This is a genomic window from Pseudomonas sp. C11 (assembly GCF_034683865.1).
In the GTDB taxonomy this organism is placed as follows: domain Bacteria; phylum Pseudomonadota; class Gammaproteobacteria; order Pseudomonadales; family Pseudomonadaceae; genus Aquipseudomonas.
Genome location: NZ_JAWIIP010000005.1, coordinates 298,884 through 318,289 on the forward strand (window position 1 = coordinate 298,884; position 19,406 = coordinate 318,289).

The 19,406-nt window shown below is 64.5% G+C and carries 19 protein-coding genes; 13 read left to right on the forward strand and 6 right to left on the reverse strand.

Features of this window, described 5'->3' with window-relative positions; all coding sequences use genetic code 11:
* Window positions 1-59: 59 nt before the first annotated feature.
* From VC352_RS10920 to VC352_RS10940, 5 genes are read right to left on the reverse strand one after another with little or no spacing between them, the layout of a single operon-like run.
* The gene (locus VC352_RS10920; protein WP_322979580.1) at window positions 60-791 is read right to left on the reverse strand and encodes a flagellar basal body rod protein FlgF; all 732 of its coding nucleotides are present in this window, start codon (window positions 789-791) and stop codon (window positions 60-62) included.
* Between the two features lie 9 nt (window positions 792-800).
* The gene (gene flgE, locus VC352_RS10925; protein ID WP_322979581.1) at window positions 801-1,988 is read right to left on the reverse strand and encodes a flagellar hook protein FlgE; all 1,188 of its coding nucleotides are present in this window, start codon (window positions 1,986-1,988) and stop codon (window positions 801-803) included.
* A 35-nt stretch (window positions 1,989-2,023) separates the two neighbouring features.
* A complete protein-coding gene (gene flgD / locus VC352_RS10930; protein ID WP_322979582.1) occupies window positions 2,024-2,701 on the reverse strand; it encodes a flagellar hook assembly protein FlgD in 678 nt (225 codons plus the stop codon).
* Window positions 2,701-3,129: a flagellar basal body rod protein FlgC gene (flgC, locus tag VC352_RS10935; RefSeq protein WP_322979583.1), complete on the reverse strand. Its 429-nt coding sequence runs from the start codon at window positions 3,127-3,129 to the stop codon at window positions 2,701-2,703. The genes flgD and flgC overlap by 1 nt, the downstream gene beginning before the upstream one ends.
* Window positions 3,130-3,131: 2 nt before the next feature.
* Window positions 3,132-3,485, reverse strand: a complete 354-nt coding sequence (locus VC352_RS10940; protein WP_322979584.1) for a flagellar basal body protein — start codon at window positions 3,483-3,485, stop codon at window positions 3,132-3,134.
* Window positions 3,486-3,559: 74 nt separating this feature from the next.
* Here VC352_RS10940 and flgA point away from each other — a divergent pair, with 74 nt between their 5' ends.
* Window positions 3,560-4,369, forward strand: coding sequence for a flagellar basal body P-ring formation chaperone FlgA (gene flgA / locus VC352_RS10945; protein WP_322979585.1), 810 nt, complete (start codon window positions 3,560-3,562; stop codon window positions 4,367-4,369).
* Between the two features lie 323 nt (window positions 4,370-4,692).
* Here the strand turns inward: flgA and glcC are convergent, their stop codons facing one another.
* Complete coding sequence (glcC, locus tag VC352_RS10950; protein WP_322979586.1) at window positions 4,693-5,466, reverse strand: transcriptional regulator GlcC; 774 nt, start codon at window positions 5,464-5,466, stop codon at window positions 4,693-4,695.
* Between the two features lie 238 nt (window positions 5,467-5,704).
* On the opposite strand from glcC, the gene glcD reads away from it, so the two are divergent.
* The 12 genes from glcD to VC352_RS11010 all read left to right on the forward strand — a co-directional run bounded on the left by glcD (window position 5,705) and on the right by VC352_RS11010 (window position 19,404).
* Complete coding sequence (glcD, locus tag VC352_RS10955; protein WP_322979587.1) at window positions 5,705-7,204, forward strand: glycolate oxidase subunit GlcD; 1,500 nt, start codon at window positions 5,705-5,707, stop codon at window positions 7,202-7,204.
* Window positions 7,204-8,259 (forward strand): glycolate oxidase subunit GlcE, encoded by a 1,056-nt coding sequence (glcE, locus tag VC352_RS10960; RefSeq protein ID WP_322979588.1) that lies wholly within the window; start codon window positions 7,204-7,206, stop codon window positions 8,257-8,259. The genes glcD and glcE overlap by 1 nt, the downstream gene beginning before the upstream one ends.
* Window positions 8,260-8,262: 3 nt before the next feature.
* Window positions 8,263-9,480 carry a glycolate oxidase subunit GlcF gene (glcF, locus tag VC352_RS10965; protein WP_322979589.1) on the forward strand — a complete coding sequence of 406 codons (1,218 nt, stop codon included), beginning with the start codon at window positions 8,263-8,265 and terminating at the stop codon, window positions 9,478-9,480.
* A gap of 261 nt (window positions 9,481-9,741) precedes the next feature.
* Window positions 9,742-10,140, forward strand: coding sequence for a heme-binding protein (locus tag VC352_RS10970; protein ID WP_322979590.1), 399 nt, complete (start codon window positions 9,742-9,744; stop codon window positions 10,138-10,140).
* Between the two features lie 127 nt (window positions 10,141-10,267).
* The gene (locus VC352_RS10975; RefSeq protein WP_322979591.1) at window positions 10,268-12,445 is read left to right on the forward strand and encodes a malate synthase G; all 2,178 of its coding nucleotides are present in this window, start codon (window positions 10,268-10,270) and stop codon (window positions 12,443-12,445) included.
* A gap of 293 nt (window positions 12,446-12,738) precedes the next feature.
* Entirely contained in the window at window positions 12,739-14,439 is a 1,701-nt protein-coding gene (locus VC352_RS10980) for an L-lactate permease (protein ID WP_322979592.1), read from the forward strand.
* 113 nt (window positions 14,440-14,552) lie between these two features.
* Window positions 14,553-14,720 carry a rubredoxin gene (locus tag VC352_RS10985; protein ID WP_003242223.1) on the forward strand — a complete coding sequence of 56 codons (168 nt, stop codon included), beginning with the start codon at window positions 14,553-14,555 and terminating at the stop codon, window positions 14,718-14,720.
* A 218-nt stretch (window positions 14,721-14,938) separates the two neighbouring features.
* Window positions 14,939-15,778, forward strand: a complete 840-nt coding sequence (gene lafA, locus VC352_RS10990; protein WP_322979593.1) for a lateral flagellin LafA — start codon at window positions 14,939-14,941, stop codon at window positions 15,776-15,778.
* Between the two features lie 134 nt (window positions 15,779-15,912).
* Window positions 15,913-16,749 carry a lateral flagellin LafA gene (gene lafA, locus VC352_RS10995; protein ID WP_322979594.1) on the forward strand — a complete coding sequence of 279 codons (837 nt, stop codon included), beginning with the start codon at window positions 15,913-15,915 and terminating at the stop codon, window positions 16,747-16,749.
* Between the two features lie 139 nt (window positions 16,750-16,888).
* Window positions 16,889-17,800 carry a lateral flagellin LafA gene (gene lafA / locus VC352_RS11000; protein WP_322979595.1) on the forward strand — a complete coding sequence of 304 codons (912 nt, stop codon included), beginning with the start codon at window positions 16,889-16,891 and terminating at the stop codon, window positions 17,798-17,800.
* 297 nt (window positions 17,801-18,097) lie between these two features.
* Window positions 18,098-18,931, forward strand: coding sequence for a winged helix-turn-helix domain-containing protein (locus VC352_RS11005; protein ID WP_322979596.1), 834 nt, complete (start codon window positions 18,098-18,100; stop codon window positions 18,929-18,931).
* On the forward strand, window positions 18,931-19,404 hold the full coding sequence (locus VC352_RS11010) for a hypothetical protein (RefSeq protein WP_416340145.1): 474 nt from the start codon (window positions 18,931-18,933) through the stop codon (window positions 19,402-19,404). The genes VC352_RS11005 and VC352_RS11010 overlap by 1 nt, the downstream gene beginning before the upstream one ends.
* Window positions 19,405-19,406: the final 2 nt, after the last annotated feature.

Sequence of the window (19,406 nt, forward strand, 5' to 3'; positions counted from 1 at the left end):
TTAGCCCACCTGGTTCATTCGGCAATGGTGGGCTGAAGCCCACCCTACTGCCGTTCCCATCAACCGCCGCGAATCATGCGGTTGCCAGCATCGGAGAGATCCTCGGCCGCTTTCATCATCTTCACCTGGGTCTCGAACAGGCGGTTCAGGCTCATGGTCGCCACCAGTTGGTCGATGGCGCCGACGTTGCTGGACTCCAGGTAACCGGACACCACCAGCGGCGTCTCCAGATCCTCGGCGGGCTGGCCGTCGGTACGCGACAGCAGGCCACTGGCGTCCTTGCTCAGGGCGCCGGCCTCGATGTCGACCACGCGAATGCGATCGACCTCGGCGGTGACGAAGTCGCCACGCGGGATAATCGATACAGTGCCATCACGGCCGACGCTCAGGCTGTCGTACTCGGGCAGCACGATGGGGCCACCCTCGCCCATTACCGGACGACCGTTCAGGGTCAGACGCAGCTCGGCGTCGACCTGCAGGGCGCCGTTGCGGGTGTAGCGCTCGGTGCCGTCGTCACCTTCGACGACGAACAGGCCGGGGCCCTGGAGCGCCACGTCGAGGTCGCGACCGGTGGCCATCAGGGCACCGGGGGCGAGGCTCACGCCGTTGTTCTTGACCTGCGCCAGGTGCCGGCTGTCGTAGCCGTAGCCCTCGACGGCAACGGCCTGGGCCTGCTCCAGATCGGCACGGAAGCCGGGGGTGTTGACGTTGGCCAGGTTGTTGGCGCGTACCGTGAGCGAGCTCATGGTGCGGCTGGCGGCGGTCATCGCGGTGTAACCAAGACGGTCCATGGGTCAGCCTCAGATCGCGCTGAACAGCACTTGGGTGAGTTCTTTATTGGTGGTCAGCACCTTGGTATTGGCCTGGTAGTTGCGCTGGCCTTCCATCAGGCCGACCAGTTGCTGGGTCAGGTCGACGTTGGAGTTCTCCAGCGACCCGGCCACCAGCTCGCCGAACGGGCCGACACCCGGCACGCCGATCAGCGCCGCACCGGAATCGGCGGTTTCCACCCAGGCGGTGCCGCTGACGTTCTTCAGCCCGCCGGCATTGGTGAAGTTGGCCAGGGCAACCTGGCCCTGCAGCATGCGCTGGCCGTTACTGTAGTTGGCATAGACCATGCCGTCCTTCTCCACCGACAGGCCGGTCTGCTCGCCTGCCGCATAGCCGCTGGCGCGGTTGGTGGTGACGACGAAATCGGAGCCGTACTGGCTGGAGGTGCTGTAGTCGATGGCGATGCTCATCGCATCGACGCCCGGCAGAGGGAACGCGACAGTAACCGGAGCCGCCGGGGTGGCCAGCGCGCCGTTGGTGCCGAAGGTCATGGCCTGCGGACCGGCTACGGAGGCGCCGTCAGCGTAGTAATGAGCGTCCCAGTTGTTGTCCGCGGTCTTCACGAAGTACTGGGTCAGGGTGTGTTCCTTGCCCTGCGAGTCGAACACCTTGGTGGTGTAGGTGGAGTTGTAGCTGTTGACGTTGGCCGGGTCGAACGGCGTGACCGTCGGTACATCCTCGTTGGCGTCCAGGTTCATGGAGAACTGGAGGGTGTCGGTGGCCTTGGCCGGCAGGTTGGCATTCTGCAGCTGCAGGTTACCCATGGCGCCGACCTGCAGGTTGCCGGCGGCGTCTACCGCGTAGCCCTGCAGCTTCTGCCCGGCGGCATTCACGATGAAGTTGTCCTTGTCAGCGCCGAACACCCCGGCACGGGTGTAGCTGATGTCCCCATTGCTGCCCTGAGTGACGAAGAAGCCACCGCCGGAGATGGCCAGATCCAGACTGCGCCCGGTGGTCACCAGGGAACCGCCCTGGCTGATGCTCTGGGTGGTGCCCAGAACTTCCACGCCCATCGCCTGGCTATCGGCGTAGATGCTGCCGAACTCGGTGCGCGAGGACTTGAAGCCGGTGGTGCCGGCGTTGGCGATGTTGTGGCTGATGGTGTTGAGCTGTTCGTTGACGGCACTGAGGCCGGTCATGGCGATATTGAAACTCATGGCGACTAGACCTTTGCAGAAGCTGGAAAAACGGTTCAGAGCAGACCGGCGGTCTGCGTCTGGCCAAATTCGGTGATGGTGTAGAAGGGCACGGAACCGACGCCGGCAACGTCCAGCACGGGGCCTTCGGCGCTGACGCGTACCTGGTTGACGCGGCCGGCCACCTCGACCTTGGGGTATTCGCCGCTATCGCTTTTGACCTCGACCTTGTAGCTACCCGGCGCCAGGCCCAGGGCGACAGGATCCACCGCGAAGGGCACGCGTCCCGGTTCCTGGCTGCCGAGGCTGATCTCCTTCTTCACACCGTTGCTGTCGGTGAGCACCAGGCTCAGCTTGCCGGCCGCGTGCTCCAGGTTGATCTCGCCATTGACCTTGTCTTTGCCCAGCTCCAACTGCTCGGCCGCCACCTTCACTTCCTGGCCGACCAGGCCGGCAGCGGTGAGGGTCTGCAGGTTGTCCAGCAACACCAGGTTGCTCTTGCTCATTGACGCCATGTTTTCCAGGCTCTTGACCTGGCTCATGGCGGCGAACTGGTTGAGGAACTCGGTGCTGTCCACCGGTTTGGTCGGATCCTGGTTCTGGATCTGCGCAACCATCAAGGTGAGGAAGTTGTTTTCCAACTGGGTCGCGTCACTGACGTTGACCGACTGCTTCACCGCTTCGTCGATACCGTAGACGGCGCTTTGCTGCGTATCGTTGCTGACGGTGGCCATCAGGATTCTCCGAGTTTGAGCAGGCCCTGCTGCATGCTCTTCAGGCGGTTGAGCACTTCGACGTTGGTCTCGAAGCTGCGGGTGGCCGACATCATGTCGGTCATCTCCTCGATCTGGTCGACGGGGGCGTAGAACACGTAGCCGCGGTCGTCCGCCAGCGGGTTGTCCGGCTCGTAGCGGCGTACCGGCTCGCGGGTCTCGCTGACCACGTCGAGCACCTGCACATGGGCGCCGCCCATGCCGGCGCTGCGGGTCAGTTGGTCGTTGTTGTAGACGGCAGCGAACACCGGGCGGCGCGCCTGGTATACGTCCTCGGCGCTGCTAGCAGCCGAGTCGGCATTGGCCAGGTTGCTGGCCACGGTATTGAGGCGCACGGTCTGCGCGTTCATGGCCGAGCCGGCGATGCGGTAGATGGAATCGAACGCCATGCTCAACGCCCCTCGATGGCTTGTTTGAGACCGCGCAGCTTCATGCTGATGAAGGTCAGGCTGGTCTGGAAATCCATGGAGTTCTTGGAGAACTCGGTCTGTTCGACGCTCAGCTCGACGGTATTGCCGTCCTGCGATGGCTGGGTCGGCACGCGGTACTTGAGATCCGCCGTGCTGGCAGTGAACGGCTGCTGCGGATCGAGCCGCTGCATCTCGCCGGCGAAGTCGATGTCCCGCGCCTGAAAGCCAGGGGTGTCTTCGTTCGCCAGGTTCGCGGCGAGAATCTCGCTGCGCTGCATGCGCAGTTCGAGTGCGCGCGAATGCAGGCCCACCACATCATCAATCCGTATACTCATCGGCCGACACCCTTACCAAGGTTTTGCATGCAGGGCCTTCAGCACAAAGCGTGCCCAACCCCAAAGGCTTGTATATGTTCTTGATTTACAAAGGCTTCACCGATTCTCCAGGGTCTCGCGGCGTCGCCCGGTTTCCGCATCGACGCGCGTTGCCGGGGAAATGCGGAAGCGCTTTTTCCGCCTGCGTCTTCCTACTCCTGCTGGCCATCACGAACGCCCAGGCAGCGCCTACGGCCGCTGAGCAGATCGACCAGGCCATCGCCAGCCACATGCAGCAGGAACTGGACGCGCAGGCCAGGCGCGAGGCCTGGAAAGGCATGCGCCATAGCCTCAGCACCACGCTGCTGAACAACGCCGAACAGCTTGCGCCCTGCAGCCAGCCCCTACAGGTCGAACGCCGCAGCGACGATCCCTCGCCACTGGAGCGCCAACGCCTGGAAGTGAAGTGTGCCGATCAGGCCGGCTGGCAGGTCGTGGCCCTGGTGCAGGCAAACGTACAGCTGCCCGTGGTACACGCCGCGACGGTGATCGAGCGCGGCCAAACCATCAGCGCCGAACAACTGCAACTGCAGAACGTCAACATCGCGCGCAACGTGCGCGGCTTCTATAACGACCCGCAGGACGTGATCGGCCAGGGCGCCAAACGGCGCATCCGCAACGGCCAACTGATCGCCCCCAACCTGCTCAGCGAGCCGCTGCTGGTGCGGCGTGGCCAGCAGGTGACTATCGTCGCCAGCCAGGACGGCATTTCCGCCTCGGTCAAAGGAGAAGCACTGGCCCACGGCCGCGCCGGCGAGGTGATCCGCGTGCGCAACCTCGGTAGCCAGAAGGTGATCGAGGCGCAGGTGGTGGAAGAAGGGGTGGTGACCAGCACCTTTCGCTAAGCGGTACCGCCGGGCACTGGTGGCGGGTTGCACCCGCCCTACGCCCGAATCATCGGCGTGACACCTCACCATTGCCTGGTGGGTTACGCGGCGCACAGCCTTTATCCGTGTCGGAGACACCTACGCCGCTCATCCACGGGTAGCCCGTAGGGCGGGTGAAACCCGCCGGCGCCTTATGGCGGGTTGCACCCGCCCTACGCCCGAAGCATCGGCGTGACACCTCACCATTGCCTGGTGTGTTACGCGGCGCACACCCTTTATCCGTGTCGGAGACACCAACGCCACTCATCCACGGGTAGCCCTTATGGCGGGTTGCAACCGCCCTACGTCCAACCTTCCAGGCGCATGGTGGCGCGCACCAGGCGCTGCTCTTCCTGCTCGATCTCCTGCAGGTTGTCGCGAATGCTGTTGATATGGTCGCGCGCCGCGCGCTGGGCCTGCTCCGGCAGGCGCTCGATCACCGCGTGGTACAGCCGTGAATGCTGGCGGTCGATCTGGCGTTTCTGCGCCGGGCGGTGATAGAGGTTGTTCACCGAGGCGAATACGGTGCTGAGCATCAGATCGGTCAGCGACTGCAAGGTGTGCACCAGCACCGGGTTGTGCGAGGCCTCGCAGATCGCCAGGTGGAAGGCGTGGTCGAGGCGCGCATGCTCGCGTGGATCGACCGGCTGCTCCTGGGCATGGGCGGCGAGCATCTCCTCGTAGCGCCGGGTCAGGATGACGAAGTCTGCCTGGGTGCCACGCAGCGCCGCCAGGCGCGCTGATTCGCCTTCGAGCAGGCCGCGCACTTCCAGCAGGTCATAGAGGGTGCGCGGCTGCGAGCCGAACAGGTGCATCAGCGGGCTGGCATCGCGCTCGCCGCTGAGCTTGGCCACCCGCGAATCACGTCCCTGCGCCGTCTCGATGATGCCGCGCCCACGCAGCACCTTGAGCCCTTCACGCAGCGCCGAGCGAGAGATGCCCAGCTTCTCGCACAGGCGTCGCTCCGACGGCAGCGGCTGGCCCACCTTGAGCACGCCATCGACGATCAGCCGCTCGATGCGCTCGGCCACCACATCACTCACCTGGCGCCTCGTCGTGCCCTGTTCGGTGTCCATTTTCACCTCACCAAAACTGGTCGTACCAGTGCAGAAGATTGTGCGGGAATGCTTCGAGCAATACGCGAAGCCCCAAGAATCATAAGCCCCTGCGCACGAACTTGTTGAAAGGCAGGCGAAAGAAACTGGTCATACCAGCATGTATCGCGATGGACGCAGCCCGTCGAGCCGCCTAAACATGCAGGCCAAGGTCGCGGCATGACCGCCAATAACAACAACGTTCACGATTGAGCCTGCCATGAGCATTCTGTACGACGAGCGCGTCGACGGCGCGCTACCCGAGGTCGACAAGGCCGCCCTGCTGGCCGAGCTGCGCCAGCGCCTGCCCGATCTCGACATCCTGCACACCCAGGAAGACCTCAAGCCTTACGAGTGCGATGGCCTGTCCGCCTATCGCACCGCTCCGATGCTGGTGGTGCTGCCCGAACGCATCGAGCAGGTGCAGCAGTTGCTCAAGCTCTGCCACGCCCGTGGCGTGCCGGTGGTGGCGCGCGGCGCCGGTACCGGCCTGTCCGGCGGCGCACTGCCGCTGGAGCAGGGCATCCTGCTGGTGATGGCGCGCTTCAACCAGATTCTCGAGATCAACCGCGAAGGTCGCTTCGCCCGCGTCCAGCCTGGCGTACGCAACCTGGCGATTTCTCAGGCCGCTGCGCCGTTCGACCTGTATTACGCCCCTGATCCGTCTTCGCAGATCGCCTGCTCCATTGGCGGCAACGTCGCCGAGAACGCCGGCGGCGTGCATTGCCTGAAGTACGGCCTGACCGTGCACAACCTGCTCAAGGTCGACATTCTCACCGTCGAAGGCGAGTTCATGACCCTCGGCAGCGACGCCCTGGACGCGCCGGGTTTCGACCTGCTGGCGCTGTTCACCGGCTCCGAGGGCATGCTCGGCATCGTCACCGAAGTGACGGTCAAGCTGCTGCCCAAGCCGCAGGTGGCCAAGGTGCTGCTGGCCGCCTTCGACTCGGTGGAAAAGGCCGGCCGCGCGGTCGGTGACATCATCGCCGCCGGCATCATCCCCGGCGGCCTGGAGATGATGGATAACCTCGCCATTCGCGCCGCCGAAGATTTCATCCACGCTGGCTACCCGGTGGAGGCCGAAGCCATTCTGCTCTGCGAGCTGGACGGCGTGGAGGCTGACGTCGCCGACGACTGCGAGCGCGTCCGTGACGTGCTGGAGAAAGCCGGTGCCACCGAAGTGCGCCTGGCCCGCGACGAGGCCGAGCGGGTGAAATTCTGGGCCGGGCGCAAGAACGCCTTCCCGGCGGTCGGGCGCATCTCGCCGGACTACTACTGCATGGACGGCACCATCCCGCGTCGCGAGCTACCCGGCGTGTTGCGTGGCATCGCCGAGCTGTCCGCCGAATACGGCCTGCGCGTGGCCAATGTGTTCCATGCCGGCGACGGCAACATGCACCCGCTGATCCTCTTCGATGCCAACGTGCCCGGCGAACTGGAGCGCGCCGAGGCCATCGGCGGCAAGATCCTCGAACTCTGCGTCAAGGTCGGCGGCAGCATCACCGGCGAGCACGGCGTGGGCCGCGAGAAGATCAACCAGATGTGCGCGCAGTTCAACAGCGACGAGATCACCCTGTTCCATGCGGTGAAGGCGGCGTTCGACCCCAGCGGCCTGCTCAATCCGGGCAAGAACATTCCCACCCTGCACCGCTGCGCCGAGTTCGGCGCCATGCATGTGCACCACGGCCAACTGCCCTTCCCGGAACTGGAGCGTTTCTGATGTCGCATGATTTCGACGCCAGCGCCGCGCTGCTGGAACAGGTCAACCACGCGCTCAACAGCGCCACTCCGTTGCGCATCCAGGGCAGCGGCAGCAAGGCCCATCTGGGCCGCGCCACCAGCGGCGAGGTGCTCGATACCCGCCAACATCGCGGCATCGTCAGCTATGACCCCACCGAACTGGTGCTCAGCGCCCGCGCCGGCACGCCGCTGGTCGAGATCGAGGCCGCGCTGGAGGCGAACAACCAGATGTTGCCGTGCGAACCGCCACATCTGGGCGATGGCGCCACCCTCGGCGGTATGGTCGCAGCCGGGCTGTCCGGCCCGCGTCGGCCCTGGGCCGGCTCAGTGCGCGATCACGTTCTGGGGACTCGTGTCATCACTGGCCAGGGCAAGCTGCTGCGCTTCGGCGGCGAGGTGATGAAAAACGTCGCCGGCTACGACCTGTCACGCCTGATGGCCGGCAGCTTCGGTTGCCTTGGCCTGCTCACCGAGGTGTCGCTCAAGGTGCTGCCTAAGCCGCGCCAGGTGCTCAGCCTGCGCCTGGAGGTGGACGCCCTGCATGCGCTGAACAAGCTCGCCGAATGGGGCCAGCAGCCGCTGCCGATCAGCGCCGCCAGCCATGACGGTGCGGCGCTGCATCTGCGCCTGGAAGGTGGCGAAGGCTCGGTTCTGGCCGCGCGCCAGCGCCTGGGTGGCGAGGAGATCGACAACGCCTATTGGCAGGCGCTGCGCGAACAGCGCCTGCCATTCTTCAGCGCCAGCGGCACGCTTTGGCGCCTGTCGCTGCCGGCCAACAGTGGCCTGCTCGACCTGCCCGGTCGCCAACTGATCGACTGGGGCGGCGCACAGCGCTGGCTGAAAACGGACGCCGACGGCGAGCTGATCCAGCGTGTGACGGCCAAGCTCGGCGGCCACGCCACCTGCTTCACCGCCGGCCAGGCCAATCCCTTCCAGCCGCTGGCGGCACCGCTGCTGCGCTACCAGCGCCAGTTGAAGAACCAGCTCGATCCCCAGGGCATCTTCAACCCTGGCCGCATGTACGCCGAGGTATAAGACGTGCAGACCAATTTGAGTGAACAGGCCAAGCGCCTGCCGCGCGCCGAGGAAGCCGAACGCATCCTGCGCTCCTGCGTGCACTGCGGTTTCTGCAATGCCACCTGCCCGACCTACCAACTGCTCGGCGACGAGCTGGACGGCCCGCGCGGGCGCATCTACCTGATCAAGCAGATGCTCGAAGGCAGCGAGGTGACGGCCAAGACCCAGGAGCACCTGGATCGCTGCCTGACCTGCCGCAACTGCGAGACCACCTGCCCGTCCGGCGTGCAGTACCACAACCTGCTGGATATAGGCCGCGAGGTCGCCGAAAGCCAGGTAGCGCGACCACTGAACGAACGCCTGTTGCGCCAGGGCCTGCGCGCTGTGGTGCCGCGCCCGGCGCTGTTCAAGGCGCTGACCCAGACCGGCCTGGCTCTGCGCCCGCTGCTACCGGCCACGCTCAAGGCCAAGCTGCCACGCGAGATTCGCCCGGCCAAGCCACGCCCGACGCAGCAGCACACGCGCCGCGTGTTGATGCTCGAAGGCTGCGTGCAGCCGGGGCTGTCGCCCAACACCAATGCCGCCACCGCGCGCGTGCTGGATCGCCTGGGCATCAGCGTCACGCCGATCCGCGAAGCCGGCTGCTGCGGCGCCGTCGACTACCACCTCAACGCTCAAGAAGCAGGGTTGCAGCGCGCGCGGCAGAACATCGACGCCTGGTGGCCGGCCATCGAAGCCGGCACCGAAGCCATCGTGCAGACCGCCAGCGGCTGCGGCGCCTTCGTCAAGGATTACGGCCACCTGCTCGCCAACGACCCGGCTTATGCGAGCAAGGCGGCGCGGGTCAGCGCCCTGGCCAAGGATCTGGTCGAAGTGCTGCAAGGCGAGGCGCTGGAACAGTTGCAGGTACGTGCCGAGCAGCGCCTGGCCTTCCATTGCCCCTGCACCTTGCAGCATGCGCAGAAGCTTGGCGGCGCGGTGGAAGGCGTGCTCACACGCCTCGGCTTCGGCCTCACCACCGTGCCGGACGGCCACCTGTGCTGCGGCTCGGCCGGCACCTATTCGCTGACTCAGCCGGAGCTGTCGCGGCAACTGCGCGACAACAAGTTGAACGCACTGGAAAGCGGCAAACCGGACGCCATCGTCACCGCCAATATCGGCTGCCAGACCCATCTGGACGGCGCCGGGCGTACGCCGGTGCGGCACTGGATCGAGATCGTCGAGGAGGCGATGGGCTGACCATCGAACGCTAACCGTAGGGTGGATCACGCTTCATCGATCCACCAAAGCGGTGGATGTAAAAAGCGACATCCACCCTACAGCTACAGATGTACCGCAGCGATGAGCCCGCCTGTGGGAGGCGCTTTAGCGGCGAGCTTTTATCGCGGCTGAAGCCGCTCCCACGGTGATTTCCCGGTAGCCCGGATGAAATCCGGGAAAACCCATGACGCAAATCCCGGATTGCATCCGGGCTACGAAACCCAGAACACGAGGTATGCCATGCACAGCAAAGCCGTTCTCAGCCAGACCGAAGTCAGCCAGATCCTCCAGGCCGCTCGCAGCGAAGCGCAGCAACAGGGCTGGGCCGTGGCCATCGCCGTGGTCGACGATGGCGGTCATCCGCTGGCCCTGGAGCGCCTCGACGGCTGCGCGCCGGTCGGCGCCTATATCGCCACCGAGAAAGCGCGCAGCGCCGCCATCGGCCGCCGTGAAACCAAGGGTTACGAGGACATGGTCAATGGCGGTCGCACCGCCTTCGTCAGTGCGCCACTGATCACCTCGCTGGAGGGCGGCGTACCGGTGCTGGTAGACGGTCAGGTGATCGGCGCCGTCGGTGTATCCGGGGTCAAGGCCGAACAGGATGCGCAGGTGGCCAAGGCAGGGATTGCGGCCCTTTAAACATGCGGCGTAGCCGCCAACTGATGACCTTCTCCCTCTGGGAGAAGGTGTCACGAAGTGACGGAAGAGGGTTCCAACAGACAACGACTGGCCCCTCTAGCAAGCGATTAGACAGGAGAACAGCAACATGACCGAACGCGTGCAATGTCAGCGCCTGCAGGTAGCCGCCGAGCTCAAGCAATTCATCGAAAGCGAAGTGCTGCCCGGCAGCGGTATCGAGGCCAATGCCTTCTGGAGCGGCTTCGACGCGCTGGTGCACGACCTGGCGCCACGCAACCGCGCCCTGCTGGCCGAGCGTGATCGTCTGCAGACGGAGCTGGATAGCTGGCACCGCGCCAACCCCGGGCCGATCCGCGACATGAACGCTTACCGCACCTTCCTCGGCTCCATCGGCTATTTGCTGCCGCAGCCGGACAAGGTCAAGGCCACCACTGCCAACGTCGACAGCGAGATCGCCACCCAGGCCGGCCCGCAGTTGGTGGTGCCAGTAATGAATGCACGTTACGCGCTCAACGCCGCCAACGCCCGCTGGGGCTCGCTGTACGACGCTCTGTACGGCACCGACGCCATCAGCGAAGAGGGTGGCGCCAGCAAGGGCCCCGGCTACAACGAAGTACGCGGCGCCAAGGTGATCGCCTTCGCTCGCGCCTTCCTCGACCAGGCGGCGCCGCTGGCCAAGGGCTCGCACGCCGACGCCAGCGCCTATGTCGTGGTCGCCGGCCAGTTGCAGGTGACCCTGAGCAGCGGCGTACAGACCTCCCTGGCGCAGCCGGAGAAATTCGTCGGTTTCCAGGGCGAGGCTGCCACGCCGAGCGCCGTGCTGCTGAAGAACAACGGCCTGCACTTCGAGATCCAGATCGACGCGGGTAGCCCCATCGGCCGCACCGACGCCGCCGGGGTGAAGGACGTGCTGATGGAAGCGGCGCTGTCGACCATCATGGACTGCGAGGACTCCGTGGCTGCCGTCGACGCCGCCGACAAGGTGGTGGTCTACCGCAACTGGCTGGGCCTGATGAAAGGCGACCTGGCCGAGGAACTGGACAAGGGCGGCAAACGCATCACCCGCCGCCTCAACCCGGATCGCATCTACACCGCCGCCGATGGCAACGAGCTGACCCTGCACGGTCGTTCTCTGCTGTTCGTGCGTAACGTCGGCCACCTGATGAGCAACCCGGCGATTCTCGACGGCGAAGGTCATGAGATTCCCGAGGGCATCCTCGATGCGGTGGTGACCAGCCTGATCGCCCTGCATGACCTCAAGCGTCGCGGCAACTCGCGTACCGGCAGCGTCTATATCGTCAAACCGAAGATGCACGGGCCGTTCGAAGTGGCCTTCGCCAACGAGCTGTTCGGTCGCGTCGAACAGCTGCTGGGCATGCCGGCCAACACCCTGAAAATGGGCATCATGGATGAGGAGCGGCGCACCAGCGTCAACCTCAAGGCCTGCATCGAGGCGGCCAGCGCACGCGTGGCCTTCATCAACACCGGTTTCCTCGACCGCACCGGCGACGAGATGCACACCGCCATGGAAGCCGGCGCGATGCTGCGCAAGGGCGACATGAAATCCAGCGCCTGGATTCAGGCCTACGAGCGCAACAACGTGCTGGTCGGCCTGGCCTGCGGCCTGCGTGGCAAGGCGCAGATCGGCAAGGGCATGTGGGCCATGCCGGATCTGATGGCGGCCATGCTCGAACAAAAGATCGGCCACCCGAAAGCCGGCGCCAACACCGCCTGGGTGCCATCGCCGACCGCCGCAGTGCTGCACGCACTGCACTACCACAAGATCGACGTGCAGGCGGTGCAGACCGAACTGGAACTGATCGACCTGGCCAGCCAACGCGACAGCCTGCTGAATGACCTGCTCAGCGTGCCGGTCAGCGCCGAGCGGCCGTGGAGCGCCAGCGATATCCAGCAGGAGCTGGACAACAACTGCCAGGGCATCCTCGGTTACGTGGTGCGCTGGGTCGAGCAGGGCGTTGGCTGCTCCAAGGTGCCGGATATCCACAACGTCGGCCTGATGGAAGACCGCGCCACCCTGCGCATCTCTGCCCAGCACATCGCCAACTGGCTGCACCACGGCGTGGTCAGCGAGGCCCAGGTACGCGAGACGCTGCAGCGCATGGCGCAGGTGGTCGACGGGCAGAACGCCGGCGATCCGGCCTACCGGCCGATGGCGCCGAACTTCGAGCAATCCCACGCCTTCCGCGCCGCCAGTGATCTGGTGTTCAAGGGCCGCGAGCAGCCGTCTGGCTACACCGAGCCGCTGCTGCATGCCTGGCGTTTGCGTTTCAAAGAGGAGGTTTGAGCATCGCACCGTACCCGTAGGAGCGGCGCCTCGCCGCGAAGCTGGAGAAAAGCTTCGCCCCGGGGCGGGGCTCCTACACAAGTGAGTTCACGACCGTGGATGGCTCTTGACGCCCTCACGGAGCAGCAACAAGCCCTGACGGTTTCTGGTCGTCGGGGCTTTCGAGCATGAGCGCGGCGGCTGCCGTCGCGGCTCACGGAAAGGTCGGCGCCGTAGCGCCCGGCCCTTCCAGATGCGTGGCGCCGGGTGTCCCCGGAAAACTGTGGTTCACAAGAAAAAGAAGGAACCAACCCATGAGTCAAACGCTGCTGTCCATCCTGGCCTTCGTGCCACTGGTACTGGCGGGTGTACTGCTGATCGGCTTTCGCTGGCCGGCCAAGTACGCGATGCCGCTGGTGTTCGTCCTCACCGCCCTGATCGGCCTGCTGGCCTGGGACATGTCCCTCAACCGGGTCATCGCCTCCAGCCTGCAGGGGCTGATACTCACCGCCGCGATCCTGTGGATCATCTTCGGCGCGATCCTGCTGCTGAACACCCTCAAGCACTCCGGCGGCATCGCCGCGATTCGCCGGGGCTTCTCCAATATCAGTCCGGATCGCCGCGTGCAGGCGCTGATCGTCGCCTGGTTGTTCGGTTGCTTCATCGAGGGCGCATCCGGCTTCGGTACCCCGGCTGCAGTGGCTGCACCGCTGCTGGTGGCCCTGGGCTTCCCGGCCCTGGCTGCGGTGGTACTGGGGATGATGGTGCAATCCACGCCGGTGTCGTTCGGTGCGGTGGGCACGCCGATTCTGGTGGGCGTCGGCGCCGGCCTGGACAAGACCGGCCTGACCGAGCAACTGGTGGCCAACAGCAGTACCTGGGAAACCTTCTTCCACCTGATCTACTCGCGCGTGGCCATTACCCACGGCCTGATCGGCCTGCTGATGCCGCTGATCATGGTGATGATCATGACGCGCTTCTTCGGCAAGAATCAGAGCTGGAAGGAGGGCCTGGCCATTGCGCCGTTCGCCATCTTCACCGCCTTCGCCTTCTCCCTGCCGTACATGGCCGCCGGCGTGTTCCTCGGCCCGGAGTTCCCCTCGATGATCGGCGCCCTGGTCGGTCTGGCCATCGTGGTACCGGCCGCCAAGGCCGGCTTCCTGCTGCCGAAGGACACCTGGGACTTCGCCGAGGCCAAGGACTGGCCTGCGGAGTGGATGGGCAAGATCGAGATGAAGCTGGACGAGGTGGCGGGCAAGGCGCCGATCTCGGTGCCCATGGCCTGGGCGCCGTACCTGCTACTGGCGGTGTTCCTGGTGATCTCGCGTACCTTCCCCGAAGTGAAAGCGGCACTGATGAGCTTTACCTTTGGCTGGAAGGACATCCTTGGTGAAACCGGCGTGTCCGGCACCATCGAGCCGTTGTACCTGCCGGGGGGCATCCTGTGCATGGTGGTGCTGGTGACCTTCTTCCTGCACCGCATGCGCTTTTCCGAACTCAAGGCGGCAGTGGGCGAGTCGAGCAAGACCCTGCTCGGTGCCGGCTTCGTGCTGATCTTCACCATTCCCATGGTGCGCATCCTGATCAACTCGGGGGTCAACGGCAGTGACCTGGCCTCGATGCCGGTGGCCATGGCGCAACTGGTGGCCGACAGCGTCGGCGCCATCTATCCGTTCTTCGCCCCGGCAGTGGGCGCCCTGGGCGCCTTTATCGCCGGCTCCAACACCGTGTCCAACCTGATGCTGTCGCAGTTCCAGTTCAACGCTGCCGAACTGCTGGGGGTTTCCGGGGCGATGATGGTGGCCGCGCAGTCGGTTGGCGCGGCGGCGGGCAACATGATCGCCATCCACAACGTGGTGGCGGCCTCGGCCACCGTCGGCCTGCTCGGGCGCGAGGGCATCACCCTGCGCAAGACCATCCTGCCGACGCTGTACTACCTGGCCATGGCCGGCGGCATCGCCCTGTTCAGCATGTATGTCATGGGCATCGGTGACCCGCTTCTGAGCGCCCGATAAGGCCAACCCGACTTTGGTTGGCCACTGGCGGGCGGCGATTGCCTTCCGCCAGCTTGGCGCCTTCGAGCAATTGCGGTAGCGTGCCGACACCGTGAGATTCACCCGAGGTCGATATGAAGAAGTGGCAATGCGTGGTCTGTGGACTGATTTACGACGAGAGCCAGGGCTGGCCGGATGACGGCATCGCTCCCGGCACCCGCTGGGAAGACGTGCCGGAAGACTGGCTGTGCCCCGACTGCGGCGTCGGCAAGATGGATTTCGAGATGATCGAAATCGGCTGATTCGGCCTTGGCCAAATGAAAACGGCGACCTTCGGGTCGCCGTTTTCATTTGTGCTGCGCGGGTATCGGCTCCGCCAGCCGCCCCTCGCCAATGGACGTATCACGCTCAGAAAATCGACAACGCCATTTAATCCACGCCAAAGGTCGGTCGCCCTTCACCTTCAGCAGGCAATCACAGCCAGCTTCATTCCGCGCTCATCGCACGAAGGATTACGATCATGGCCTTGTCGATTCATACCAACTACTCCTCGCTCGTCACCCAGACCAACCTGGGTAAAACCAACAACTCGCTGGGCACCAACCAGCAGCGCCTGGGCACCGGCCTGCGCATCAACAGCGCCGCCGACGATGCTGCCGGCCTGCAGATCGCTACCCGCCTCAACGCTCAATCGCGCGGCATGGACGTAGCCATGCGCAACACCGGTGACTCCATCTCCCTGCTGCAAACCGCAGAAGGCGCCTTCAGCGAGATGACCGACATCATGCAGCGCATGAAGGATCTGGCCACTCAAGCAGCGAACGACACCAACTCCGCCGACGACCGTACCTCGCTGAAGTCCGAGTACGACGAACTGGGCAACGAGCTGACCAACATCATCAGCAACACCAAGTACGCTGGCGAAGCCCTGTTCGCGGCCGGTGGCAAGCTGACCGCAGCGATGACCTTCCAGATCGGTTCCAGCAGCGCTGAAACCCTGACGTTCAACGCCACCGCCAACCTCACCGCCGTCACCGGCGCGATCACCACCATCAAGGCCGAGACCCTGGCCACCGCCGCCGACGCTGGTGGCGCCATGGACGAGCTGGAAACCGCTCTGGACGCCGTGGGCACCCTGCGTTCGCAGCTTGGCGCCAACATCAACCGCCTGAACCACACGTCCAACAACCTGGCGAACATGAAGGACAACACCGACATGGCCAAGGGTCGCATCATGGACGCCGACTTCGCCAAGGAAAGCGCCAACATGACCAAGAACAGCATGCTGATGCAGTCCGGCATCTCCATGCTCAAGCAAGCCGGCCAGATGCCGGGCATGGTCATGTCCCTGCTGGGCTGATCACGCGCTTAGCCGGCGCAGGAAACTGCGCCCCTCCCATTGCACGATTGAACGCCCCTTAAGAATCTCGCGAAGACGGTCGTCCTGTTCCTACAGCACCGCTTCCAGGCGTTCACGCACGAAGGATTACGATCATGGCTCTCTCGATTCATACCAACTACTCCTCGCTCGTCACCCAGACCAACCTGGGCAAGACCAACAACGCCCTGGGCACCAACCAGCAGCGCCTGGGCACCGGCATGCGCATCAACAGCGCCGCCGACGACGCCGCCGGCCTGCAGATCGCCACCCGCCTCAACGCCCAGTCGCGCGGCATGGACGTGGCCATGCGCAACACCGGCGATGCCATCTCCCTGCTGCAGACCGCCGAAGGTGCGTTCAACGAAACCACCGATATCCTGCAGCGCATGAAGGATCTGGCAACCCAGGCAGCGAACGACACCAACTCCGCCGACGACCGCACCTCCCTGCAGTCCGAGTTCGACGAGCTGGCCAAAGAAATCACCAATATCTTCAACAACACCAAGTACGCGGGCGAAGCGCTGTTCACCGGCAAGCTCGCCGCTGCGGTCAGCTTTCAGATCGGTTCCAGCTCGGCAGAAACCCTGAGCTTCGACGTCAGCACCGATCTGGGCACACTGGACACCACACTCAATACCGACGTGGCCGCCCTGACCCTCGATACGGCTGCCAACGCCGGCGCGGCCATGACCGCACTGGAAGGCGCGCTGGATGATGTCGGTGCGATGCGTGCCAGTTTCGGTGCCAACATCAACCGCCTGAACCACACCTCCAACAACCTGGCCAACATGAAGGACAACACCGACATGGCCAAGGGTCGCATCGTGGACGCCGACTTCGCCAAGGAAAGCGCCAACATGACCAAGAACAGCATGCTGATGCAGTCCGGTATCTCCATGCTCAAACAAGCCGGCCAGATGCCCGGCATGGTCATGTCCCTGCTGGGCTGATCCCAGGCCGCGACGGCGCAAGGGACTGCGCCACTCCCATTTCACGATTGAACGCCAACGCCCTTAAGGCATTCGCGAAGACGGTCGCCCTGTTCCTACAGCACCGCTTCCAGGCGTTCACGCACGAAGGATTACGATCATGGCTCTCTCGATTCATACCAACTACTCCTCGCTCGTCACCCAGACCAACCTGGGCAAGACCAACAACGCCCTGGGCACCAACCAGCAGCGCCTGGGCACCGGCCTGCGCATCAACAGCGCCGCCGACGACGCCGCCGGCCTGCAGATCGCCACCCGCCTCAACGCTCAATCGCGCGGCATGGACGTGGCCATGCGCAACACCGGCGATGCCATCTCCCTGCTGCAGACCGCCGAAGGCGCCTTCAGCGAGATGACCGACATCGTCCAGCGCATGAAGGATCTGGCCACTCAGGCCTCCAACGCCACCAACAGCGGCGCCGACCTGATCGCCCTGCAGAACGAGTACGACGAACTCGGCAAGGAAATGGCCAACATCGTCAAGAACACCAAGTACGCTGGCGAGAACCTGTTCAGCGACGGCACCACCGTGACGGGTGCCGGCGGCAAGCTGTCCGCTGCGATGAACTTCCAGATCGGTTCCAGCTCGGCCGAAACTCTAGCCCTGGACGTCAGCGGCAAGCTGACCGCACTGGGCACCTCCCTGGCCGCCATTTCCGACACTTACACCACCGCCGGCACCCCGGGTACCGAACTGGCCACCACCCAGGATCCGACCACTGCGCTCAACACCAACGCCAACGCGATGGTCGACACCCTGAGCGACGCGCTGGACGACATTGGTGCGTTGCGTGCCAGTTTCGGTGCCAACATCAACCGCCTGAACCACACGTCCAATAACCTGGCCAACATGAAGGACAACACCGACATGGCCAAGGGTCGCATCATGGACGCCGACTTCGCCAAGGAAAGCGCCAACATGACCAAGAACAGCATGCTGATGCAGTCCGGCATCTCCATGCTCAAGCAAGCCGGCCAGATGCCCGGCATGGTCATGTCCCTGCTGGGCTGATCCGCACGTCATCCGCGGGCGAAGGATCGCCCCACCCCCGAACGCCCCGCCCTCGCGGGGCGTTTTCATTTCGGCGCCGTTCGCGCCCCCTCTTCGCACAAGCCTGCAAGACTGTCATTGTTGCCATGCACGATGACGAAGCTGGGGTTTTCATGCGAACGTCCGCACGCCTGTCGATCACATTCAGCCAAGCCAGTGATGGCACAAGACTTGCCACTGCAAGATCCTGACGCCAGAATGCCGACCGTTTGTCGCCTTGAAATACCTCACGGAAATGCTGCTCACCTGCAGGAACGCATGAATAACAGCACCGAGACGCTACCAGCCGAACCGGGAAGTGCCATTGCCTGCCTGATCATCCAGACAGGACGTAATGACTGCCTTGCGCACTTCTATCCGGCGCTGTACCAGCTCACGCTGATCAAAGGCGGCATCGAGGAAAAGATCGACCTGGGCTATTCCGGCAGCCGCCTGCTCGAACGCCTGCTTCGAGAGCCGGGTGAGGTGGTGTCACGCGAAGAATTGATGAGCTACGCCTGGGCCGATCGCATCGTGGGCCAGGGCAGCCTCAACCAGCAGATCTACACCCTGCGCCAGGTGCTCGGCGACGAAAAAAGCCGCGAGATCATCCAGACCCTGCCGCGCCGCGGCTACCTGCTCAACCCCAGTTATCTGGTCTGCCCGCCGAGCGTCGACGAGCCCGAGGAGCCCGCAGAGGCGCTCCCTGCGCCGCCCAATGCGCCCTTCCTGCAGCACCATGGGCGCCAGCGTGCCCCCTGGATCATTCTGCTGGCCTTGAGCAGCCTGCTGGGCATCGGCCTGTTCGCCTATTTATACGCCGTCAGCCAGCCCGAACGCGTATTCAGCAGCGAGATGACCCAGGGTCAACTGAAGATGCGTTACATCGACCCGGACAAACAGCGCCTGCAGCAACTGATCCTGCAGACCCATGCCCTGACCAGCCGGCTGTCCGTACTGGCCGACAAACCGGCCACGCTGATGCTCGGCCTGCACGGCGGTTTCTACGAATTGCTCTGCCTGCAGCCCGGCGGCGGCGCTCGCTCGCTGATGTTCCATGAAAGTCAGTTGCACCACATCGCCGACACGCAACTGCGCAGGTGCCTGCCATGATGCCCCGCACACGGCTGCAGCCGAGCCAGCGCTGGCTGCTGGGCGCGTTTCTGTGCGTTCTGGTACTGCTGCTGAGCACGCTGGCGCTATGGCTGAACTTTCGCTCCAGCGCCGAGCTCGACGGCCGTTACCAGTCATATGGCCAGGTGCAGTTGAGCACTGGCCAGGTACTGGACATCAGCCACAGCCTGCAGATCAACGATGGACGCTTCTATGCCATGACCCGCCAGGGCGACAGCATTCTGGAAACCTCCGGCGAGGTGGAGTACGGCTTTCTCGGCAACTACCGCCTGCGCGTGGAGGACGGCGAAGTCACCGGGCTGAGCAGCGATACCGACGACGAACTGGTGTTCAACCTGCTCTATGGCCGGCACAAGGGCGCGACCATCCGCCTGACACGCGTCGATGAATGCCTCTACGCCCTGGAAACGCGCCAGCTGTATTGCCCCGCCAAACGCCCGCAACGCCCCTGACA

Bases quoted from the DNA above. Each gene is read 5' to 3' on its own strand.
- VC352_RS10920 (WP_322979580.1), bottom strand. From the start codon at position 791: ATGGACCGTCTTGGTTACACCGCGATGACCGCCGCCAGCCGCACCATG.
- flgE (WP_322979581.1), bottom strand. From the start codon at position 1,988: ATGAGTTTCAATATCGCCATGACCGGCCTCAGTGCCGTCAACGAACAG.
- flgD (WP_322979582.1), bottom strand. From the start codon at position 2,701: ATGGCCACCGTCAGCAACGATACGCAGCAAAGCGCCGTCTACGGTATC.
- flgC (WP_322979583.1), bottom strand. From the start codon at position 3,129: ATGGCGTTCGATTCCATCTACCGCATCGCCGGCTCGGCCATGAACGCG.
- VC352_RS10940 (WP_322979584.1), bottom strand. From the start codon at position 3,485: ATGAGTATACGGATTGATGATGTGGTGGGCCTGCATTCGCGCGCACTC.
- flgA (WP_322979585.1), top strand. From the start codon at position 3,560: ATGTTCTTGATTTACAAAGGCTTCACCGATTCTCCAGGGTCTCGCGGC.
- glcC (WP_322979586.1), bottom strand. From the start codon at position 5,466: ATGGACACCGAACAGGGCACGACGAGGCGCCAGGTGAGTGATGTGGTG.
- glcD (WP_322979587.1), top strand. From the start codon at position 5,705: ATGAGCATTCTGTACGACGAGCGCGTCGACGGCGCGCTACCCGAGGTC.
- glcE (WP_322979588.1), top strand. From the start codon at position 7,204: ATGTCGCATGATTTCGACGCCAGCGCCGCGCTGCTGGAACAGGTCAAC.
- VC352_RS10970 (WP_322979590.1), top strand. From the start codon at position 9,742: ATGCACAGCAAAGCCGTTCTCAGCCAGACCGAAGTCAGCCAGATCCTC.
- VC352_RS10975 (WP_322979591.1), top strand. From the start codon at position 10,268: ATGACCGAACGCGTGCAATGTCAGCGCCTGCAGGTAGCCGCCGAGCTC.
- VC352_RS10980 (WP_322979592.1), top strand. From the start codon at position 12,739: ATGAGTCAAACGCTGCTGTCCATCCTGGCCTTCGTGCCACTGGTACTG.
- VC352_RS10985 (WP_003242223.1), top strand. From the start codon at position 14,553: ATGAAGAAGTGGCAATGCGTGGTCTGTGGACTGATTTACGACGAGAGC.
- lafA (WP_322979593.1), top strand. From the start codon at position 14,939: ATGGCCTTGTCGATTCATACCAACTACTCCTCGCTCGTCACCCAGACC.
- lafA (WP_322979594.1), top strand. From the start codon at position 15,913: ATGGCTCTCTCGATTCATACCAACTACTCCTCGCTCGTCACCCAGACC.
- lafA (WP_322979595.1), top strand. From the start codon at position 16,889: ATGGCTCTCTCGATTCATACCAACTACTCCTCGCTCGTCACCCAGACC.
- VC352_RS11005 (WP_322979596.1), top strand. From the start codon at position 18,098: ATGAATAACAGCACCGAGACGCTACCAGCCGAACCGGGAAGTGCCATT.
- VC352_RS11010 (WP_416340145.1), top strand. From the start codon at position 18,931: ATGCCCCGCACACGGCTGCAGCCGAGCCAGCGCTGGCTGCTGGGCGCG.